Source organism: Pseudomonas sp. PDM27 (assembly GCF_019219205.1).
In the GTDB taxonomy this organism is placed as follows: domain Bacteria; phylum Pseudomonadota; class Gammaproteobacteria; order Pseudomonadales; family Pseudomonadaceae; genus Aquipseudomonas; species Aquipseudomonas laurylsulfatiphila.
On record NZ_JAHUWF010000014.1, the window covers coordinates 190,272 to 196,787 of the forward strand.

General features: G+C 58.1%; 7 protein-coding genes. 5 read left to right on the forward strand and 2 right to left on the reverse strand.

The features are described from left to right. Positions 1–190 precede the first annotated feature (190 nt). The 3 genes from KW838_RS25200 (at position 191) to ccoM (ending at position 1,051) form a co-directional block, all read left to right on the forward strand. Entirely contained in the window at positions 191–532 is a 342-nt protein-coding gene (locus tag KW838_RS25200) for a hypothetical protein (RefSeq protein WP_008054180.1), read from the forward strand. Between the two features lie 100 nt (positions 533–632). Continuing rightward, positions 633–794 (forward strand): hypothetical protein, encoded by a 162-nt coding sequence (locus KW838_RS25205; RefSeq protein ID WP_173900828.1) that lies wholly within the window; start codon positions 633–635, stop codon positions 792–794. A gap of 146 nt (positions 795–940) precedes the next feature. Continuing rightward, complete coding sequence (gene ccoM, locus KW838_RS29735) at positions 941–1,051, forward strand: cytochrome c oxidase subunit CcoM (protein ID WP_007976669.1); 111 nt, start codon at positions 941–943, stop codon at positions 1,049–1,051. A gap of 271 nt (positions 1,052–1,322) precedes the next feature. Here ccoM and KW838_RS25210 read toward each other — a convergent pair whose 3' ends face one another. Both KW838_RS25210 and KW838_RS25215 read right to left on the reverse strand, forming a co-directional pair. After that, the gene (locus KW838_RS25210; RefSeq protein ID WP_102701023.1) at positions 1,323–2,798 is read right to left on the reverse strand and encodes an inorganic phosphate transporter; all 1,476 of its coding nucleotides are present in this window, start codon (positions 2,796–2,798) and stop codon (positions 1,323–1,325) included. A gap of 376 nt (positions 2,799–3,174) precedes the next feature. After that, positions 3,175–3,375, reverse strand: coding sequence for a hypothetical protein (locus tag KW838_RS25215; RefSeq protein WP_007976673.1), 201 nt, complete (start codon positions 3,373–3,375; stop codon positions 3,175–3,177). Positions 3,376–4,062: 687 nt separating this feature from the next. Between KW838_RS25215 and pcaR the strand changes: the two genes are divergently transcribed. Together pcaR and KW838_RS25225 are read left to right on the forward strand one after the other, a co-directional pair. Beyond that, positions 4,063–4,905: a pca regulon transcriptional regulator PcaR gene (pcaR, locus tag KW838_RS25220; protein ID WP_007986334.1), complete on the forward strand. Its 843-nt coding sequence runs from the start codon at positions 4,063–4,065 to the stop codon at positions 4,903–4,905. Positions 4,906–5,029: 124 nt separating this feature from the next. Then, a complete protein-coding gene (locus KW838_RS25225; protein WP_102701024.1) occupies positions 5,030–6,376 on the forward strand; it encodes an MFS transporter in 1,347 nt (448 codons plus the stop codon). Positions 6,377–6,516 lie beyond the last annotated feature (140 nt).

The window sequence follows — 6,516 nt, forward strand, 5'->3', positions numbered from 1 at the left end:
GGCTATCTTAACGGAATGAGGGCTTCAGGGCCAAAGGACTCTCAGAAAAACTCACAGTCAAACGTTAGCCCACCTGTGCATGTCGCGCCGCTCAGTGCACTAATGAGTGCCAATTGGGTCACAGTTTGCGACCGATGGCTCAAGTCGCCATCCCCGCAGCCGACAGCCTGCTGACAGGAGACCGAAAACCATGCTGCCACCGATGCTTCCCTTGAGTGCCGTGCCGATCACTTCACAGACTGATCCGATCCGCCAGCGCCCGGATATTCCACCGGTGGTGCCGGTGCAGGAAAGCTCCAGTGAAAGCACCATCGACCTGCAAAAGCGTAATCCTGAAGAGGACGGGCTGGTGCTGCGCGAGGAGCAGCGGCGCAGGCAGGAGCAGGAACGGCGTCGCCACGAGGCTGATAATGATCCCGAGGCGCACCTGGCGATTCCCGGGGATGAACTCAATGCCGACAACACTGTGCCGGTGGCGCCGCTGATGGAAGATCAGCCGCGGCAGGGGCTGTGGGTCGACATCGAGATTTGAGCGCGCGGCTGGTCAGCGCGGCCGTCAGGCCGCATTATTGGCGCAGGGTTGCCGAACGCTACGGCGGCTGAAACTCATTTCAAGCGATGCACAGACTGCCATGAGCCAAGACGACAAACTGATTGACCTCAACGCGGAACGCGCCAAGCGTGTTCATGACCTCAATGACAAACGGCTCAATGAAGTTCGCCAGGCGTTCGAACAAGCCATGCCGTTGGGCAAGGTGAAGAAAAAGCCGAAAAGCAAACCGAAAAAGCGCTGACCCTCCCCCCCGCATTCATTGATGCGGGTCAATCTTTACCCTTCCTCTTGCCCAGTCTCGGGCGACATTGATCCCGGTCAATATTCTCTCCTGCCCGTTTGGTTAACTTGGCTCTATCGCAACAGGGCAAGTGCAGGAGACGCGTCATGTTTTTCGACAACGTGGTGATCGCCGGAGTGCTGACTGTCAGCCTCATGTTTGTGTTTTTTGCAGGGTTCGGACTTTTTATCTGGAAGGATTCGCACAAGCGGAAATAACCGTAGTTCTTTCTGGATGTAATGAGCACGCAAGGCATTTTGGGCAACTTCGGTTGCCCTTTTTTTTGCCTGTAAAACTCTATCGATACACGCAAACCCTGTGGGAGCGAGCTTGCTCGCGATGAGGCCATAACATTCAGCATCTATATTGACTGCAAGGCCGCTATCGCGAGCAAGCTCGCTCCCACAATGATTTGTGGTGTGGCGACAATTATGGCAATAAAAAAGGCGCGTTCCTTGCGGAGCGCGCCTTTTTTGGTTTGGCTGCCTGTCAGCTGCCAAGCGCCTTCGAAGCGAGCCAGAACAACCCGGCCGACAGGGCCACGGTGGCTGGCAGGGTTAATACCCAGGCCATCAGGATGGTTCTGACGGTGCCGCCTTGCAGGCCGCTTTTATTGGCGACCATGGTGCCCGCCACGCCAGAGGACAGCACGTGGGTGGTGGAAACCGGCAGGCTGAAGATGTTCGCCATGCCGATCAGGCTGGCGGTGGTGATCTGCGCCGACATACCTTGAGAGTAAGTCATGCCTTGCTTGCCGATCTTCTCGCCAATGGTCAGTACCACGCGTTTCCAGCCAACCATGGTACCCAGGCCCAGGGCCAGCGCCACTGCCAGAATCACCCAGAACGGGGCATATTCAGTGGTAGTGGTCAGGTCTTTGCGCAGCTTGTCCAGGTCAGCCTTTTCACGGGCGCCGAGGGTTGGCAACTTGCTGACCTTCTTCGCCGTGTCGTCCAGGCAGAGCAGGTAACGACGTACTTCGATGCGGCTTTCCGACGGCAGCGAGTGGTAGTCAGCTACACCCTTGAGGGTACCGAGCAGGGCGGTGATGGTCGGTTCGGTCTGTTGCGGGTTGCAACGGAATTTCTCCGGCAGATCGCCTTCCACGCTCTTGCCCAGGGCCAGGAACTCGCCCAGGGTTTCCGAGTTGCGCTGGTAGAACTGGCTCAGGTGCAGCGTGGCGTCGCGGGTACGCTCGATCTGATAGGTCGTGCTGTTCAGGTCGAGGACGAACTGCGCCGGCACGATACCGATCAGGACCAGCATGATCAGGCCGATACCCTTCTGGCCATCGTTGGAACCGTGCACGAAACTCACGGCCATGGCCGAGATCACCAGTACCAGGCGATTCCAGAACGGCGGATGCTTCTTGTCGTCGATCTTGCGGCGCTGTTCCGGTGTCTTGTGCATCTTCGACAGCGGACGCCACCATTTAAGACCGATCAGGATCAGCGCGGCGATCAGGAAACCTGCCATTGGCGAGAACACCAGTGACATGGCGATATCGATCGCCTTTTGCCAGTTCACGCCGTCGGCCAACGGAATATCGTTGATCAGGGCGTTGGCCAGGCCGACACCGAGGATCGAACCGATCAGCGTGTGGGAGCTGGAAGCGGGAATACCGAAGTACCAGGTGCCCAGGTTCCAGGTAATGGCGGCGGCGAGCAACGAGAACACCATGGCCAGTCCGTGACCGGTGTTCACATTGATCAGCAGTTCTACCGGCAGCAGGTGGACGATGGCATACGCCACGCCGACCCCGCCCAGCAGCACGCCGAGGAAGTTGAACACCCCGGAGAAAAACACCGCCAGGTGAGGCGGCATGGCTTTGGTGTAGATAACGGTGGCCACCGCGTTAGCGGTGTCATGAAAGCCGTTGATGAACTCGAAGGCGAGGACAAAGGCCAGGGCGAGCAAGAGGCTCACAAGCACCCAAGCATCCAGTCCGCTGAATAAATCGATCATGAAGGTTTTCTGACCCGGTCATAAGGGGGCGCGATTATGCCAGAAAAGACTGCCAATCAATGCACTAGCTGCTCATCGGTAACATTCTTCAACGAATTTTTTTGCCGCGGCACCCAAAACCCAAGGGTTTTGCTGTGTTTTTTAACTTGTTGATTTTTCTTGAAAAGATCGACGTAGCAAGAGATTCGCACCGCTGAAGGATGGGGGCGAATACCTGTACGAAATATCTGAGAAATATGTCAGATACCAAAATCTGCCTTCATCCGGGGAGGGCAGTGGCCGCTGCCCGCTCGTAGCGGGCGCGCAAGGCGACCTCTATACATCCCGCTTTTAACAGGTGCAGAGGCAGGTCCTTGTAAGGTTCAGGCCGAAGCAGTCATGGCTCTTCGGCTTTGAGTTCCTTTTCCATTTTTTCAAGTTCTTGCTGGAAAACCTGATCCTGAACGGTGGCGCGTTTACGCCAGGGTTTGCGTTCCGGTTCGGGTTGAGCGGCGTAAGTGGTGACTTCTCCGCCGTAAACTTCCTTGTAGCGTTGTTCCTGGCGCTCTAGTTCCGCGCGCAGTTCGTCTTTCGTCACAGTGCTACCTGATTGAGTTGGGATAAATTCTGGTGAAAACGCGCTGCATCAAATCGATTGATCACGTCCGTCGAATGGCAATGCCCGTCAAGGCATCGTTTTGGCAACAACCGGGATCAATACTTCCATGTCACAGGCGGCCACGGCACCAGAGATAAACAGCTGACGTAGCTTCAGTTTCCTGTTTCAGCAAGCGCACTGGCAAGGCGGTGCAATGCAGATCTGGCGCTTGCAATGGGCAACGGAGATGGAACATCGCATTGCCGGGCAGCAGGTCCGGCAAGTAAAAAAACCGGAGTGCTACTGAATTGTATTATAGCGGCCTATTTGAAGAACACTATATCCAAGAGTTAAAAGCAGGTCTTGGGAGGGGCAGTTTTGTTGTGCAGAACTTTACGTTCTACTAGAACGTCGACTGATCCCTGATTGCTGCGATGCCTTTCTGACGCCATTAAGTCGAACAAGTTACGGTATTTAGAATGCCTCATTAAGGCCCTGGGGCGATCGGCTGTAAACGAGTTCGTGATTCAGCGAAAAACGGATATCAGCGCACTCGGTGATTGACACAGTGGATTGCGATTATCGGTCGAGCGTTCGATAATCGCCCGGAGTTGAGAGGCCGGGCTTGAGCGTAAGGCGGTAGCCCTTTGTAATAGTCGCTGATCCGAGTGGGTAAAAGGACCTTGTATGAACGATCAAATGCGCAATTCCTTCGCTTCAGTGGCTCCCCCCATCGTTGCCTCACCGGCCAAACGGATCCAGGCACTGACCGGCGACCCGGATTTCATGACGTCCCTGGCCCGTGGCCTGGCTGTGGTGCAAGCGTTCCAGGAGCGCAAACGGCACCTGACCATTGCCCAGATCAGCCACCGCACGGAAATTCCCCGCGCCGCCGTGCGCCGTTGCCTGCACACCCTGATCAAACTCGGCTACGCCACCACCGACGGCCGCACCTATTCGTTGCTGCCCAAAGTGCTGACCCTCGGCCATGCCTATGTGTCATCAACGCCGCTGGCGGTTTCCGCCCAACCTTATCTGGACCGCATGAGCGAACAGCTGCACGAAGCCTGCAACATGGCCACGCTGGAAGGTGATGACATTCTGTACATCGCCCGCTCCGCGACCACCCAGCGCCTGATTTCGGTGGACCTGTCGGTGGGCGGGCGCCTGCCGGCCTATTGCACGTCGATGGGGCGGATTCTGCTGGCCGCTCTGGATGACACGTCGCTGGGCGAATACCTGGACCACGCCGAACTGCAGGCCAAGACGAGTCGCACGATTCACACCCCCGAGGCATTGCTCGAATGCCTGCAAGAGGTGCGACAGCAAGGTTGGTGCATCGTCGATCAGGAGCTTGAGCAGGGGCTGCGCTCGATTGCCGTCCCGGTGTACGACGCCTCCGGCCAGGTGGTCGCGGCCCTCAATGTCAGCACCCACGCCGGGCGAGTCAGTCGTAACGAGCTGGAACAACGCTTTCTGCCTGGCCTGCTGAGTGCCAGCCGCGACCTCAGTACCCAATTGTTCACCTAAGCTGTTCGATAAACGCACAGAGTCGCGTTTGGCGAATTGACGCTCTTTCCTGTGGATCATTAATGTCGCGTCTGCGTCAGCCCCGGCTGGCCCCTTTTCGACTGTGATCCATGGAATAAAAATAATGAACCAGCCCCAGTCTGCTGTAGGAAACTGCCTTGACGTGCAGTCCTTCATCAATGCCCAACCCATTTCGCGCTACCAGTGGCGGGTAGTCATCCTGTGTTTCCTGATTGTCTTTCTCGACGGCCTCGATACCGCGGCCATGGGCTTCATTGCGCCGGCCCTTTCGCAGGATTGGGGAATCGATCGCGCCAGCCTCGGGCCGGTGATGAGCGCGGCTCTGATCGGCATGGTCTTTGGTGCACTGGGCTCCGGGCCATTGGCTGACCGCTTTGGGCGAAAAGTCGTACTGGTCGGGGCGGTGTTGTTGTTCGGTGCCTTCAGCCTGGCTTCGGCCTACAGCACCAACGTCGAGCAATTGCTGGTGTTGCGCTTTTTAACCGGGTTGGGCCTGGGCGCCGGCATGCCGAACGCCACGACCCTGCTGTCGGAGTACACCCCGGAGCGCAAGAAGTCTCTGTTGGTGACCAGCATGTTCTGCGGTTTCAACCTCGGCATGGCCGGCGGCGGATTTATCTCGGCCAAGCTCATTCCGGCCTTTGGCTGGCACAGCCTGCTGCTGATCGGCGGAGTCCTGCCGCTGATCCTCGCCGTCGTTTTGCTGTTCTGGCTGCCGGAGTCGGCGCGTTACCTGGTGGTGCGTAACCGCGGGACGGACAAAGTGCGCAAGGCACTGGCGCCGATTGACCCGACGGTGGTGGCCCAGGCGTCCAGCTTCAGCGTGCCGGAACAGAAAACCGTGAAGGCGCGCAATGTGTTTGCGGTGATCTTCTCCGGCACCTACAGCGTCGGCACCTTGCTGTTATGGCTGACCTACTTCATGGGCCTGGTGATCGTCTATCTGCTGACCAGCTGGCTGCCGACGCTGATGCGTGACAGTGGCGCGAGCATGGAGCAGGCCGCCTTCATCGGCGCGTTGTTCCAGTTCGGTGGCGTGCTGAGTGCGGTGGGCGTGGGCTGGGCGATGGACCGGTTCAATCCGCACAAGGTCATCGGCACTTTCTACCTGCTGGCCGGGGTGTTTGCCTACGCGGTGGGGCAGAGCCTGGGCAACATCACAATACTGGCGACGCTGGTGCTGGTGGCGGGGATGTGTGTCAACGGTGCGCAATCGGCGATGCCGTCACTGGCGGCACGTTTTTACCCGACTCAGGGGCGGGCCACCGGCGTGTCGTGGATGCTCGGGATCGGCCGCTTCGGCGCCATTCTCGGGGCGTGGATGGGCGCGACGCTGCTGGGGCTGGGCTGGAACTTCGAGCAAGTGCTGACGGCACTGGTGATTCCGGCGGCGCTGGCGACCACGGCCGTGGTGATCAAGGGCATGGTCAGTCATGCGGATGCGACCTGATTAGGGGTGTAGCCAGAAAAGATCGCAGCCTGCGGTGTAGTGGTTCATTTTTTTTGAACCGCTCTGTAGGAGCATTAAGCCGCCTGTTGCTCATACAGCGCAGGCGGCAAGTTGTTCGAGGCAGAGTGGCAACGGCGATG

Excerpts from the sequence above, each read along its gene's own strand:
- KW838_RS25225 (WP_102701024.1), top strand. The coding sequence starts at position 5,030 with ATGAACCAGCCCCAGTCTGCTGTAGGAAACTGCCTTGACGTGCAGTCC.
- pcaR (WP_007986334.1), top strand. The coding sequence starts at position 4,063 with ATGAACGATCAAATGCGCAATTCCTTCGCTTCAGTGGCTCCCCCCATC.
- KW838_RS25200 (WP_008054180.1), top strand. The coding sequence starts at position 191 with ATGCTGCCACCGATGCTTCCCTTGAGTGCCGTGCCGATCACTTCACAG.
- ccoM (WP_007976669.1), top strand. The coding sequence starts at position 941 with ATGTTTTTCGACAACGTGGTGATCGCCGGAGTGCTGACTGTCAGCCTC.
- KW838_RS25205 (WP_173900828.1), top strand. The coding sequence starts at position 633 with ATGAGCCAAGACGACAAACTGATTGACCTCAACGCGGAACGCGCCAAG.
- KW838_RS25210 (WP_102701023.1), bottom strand. The coding sequence starts at position 2,798 with ATGATCGATTTATTCAGCGGACTGGATGCTTGGGTGCTTGTGAGCCTC.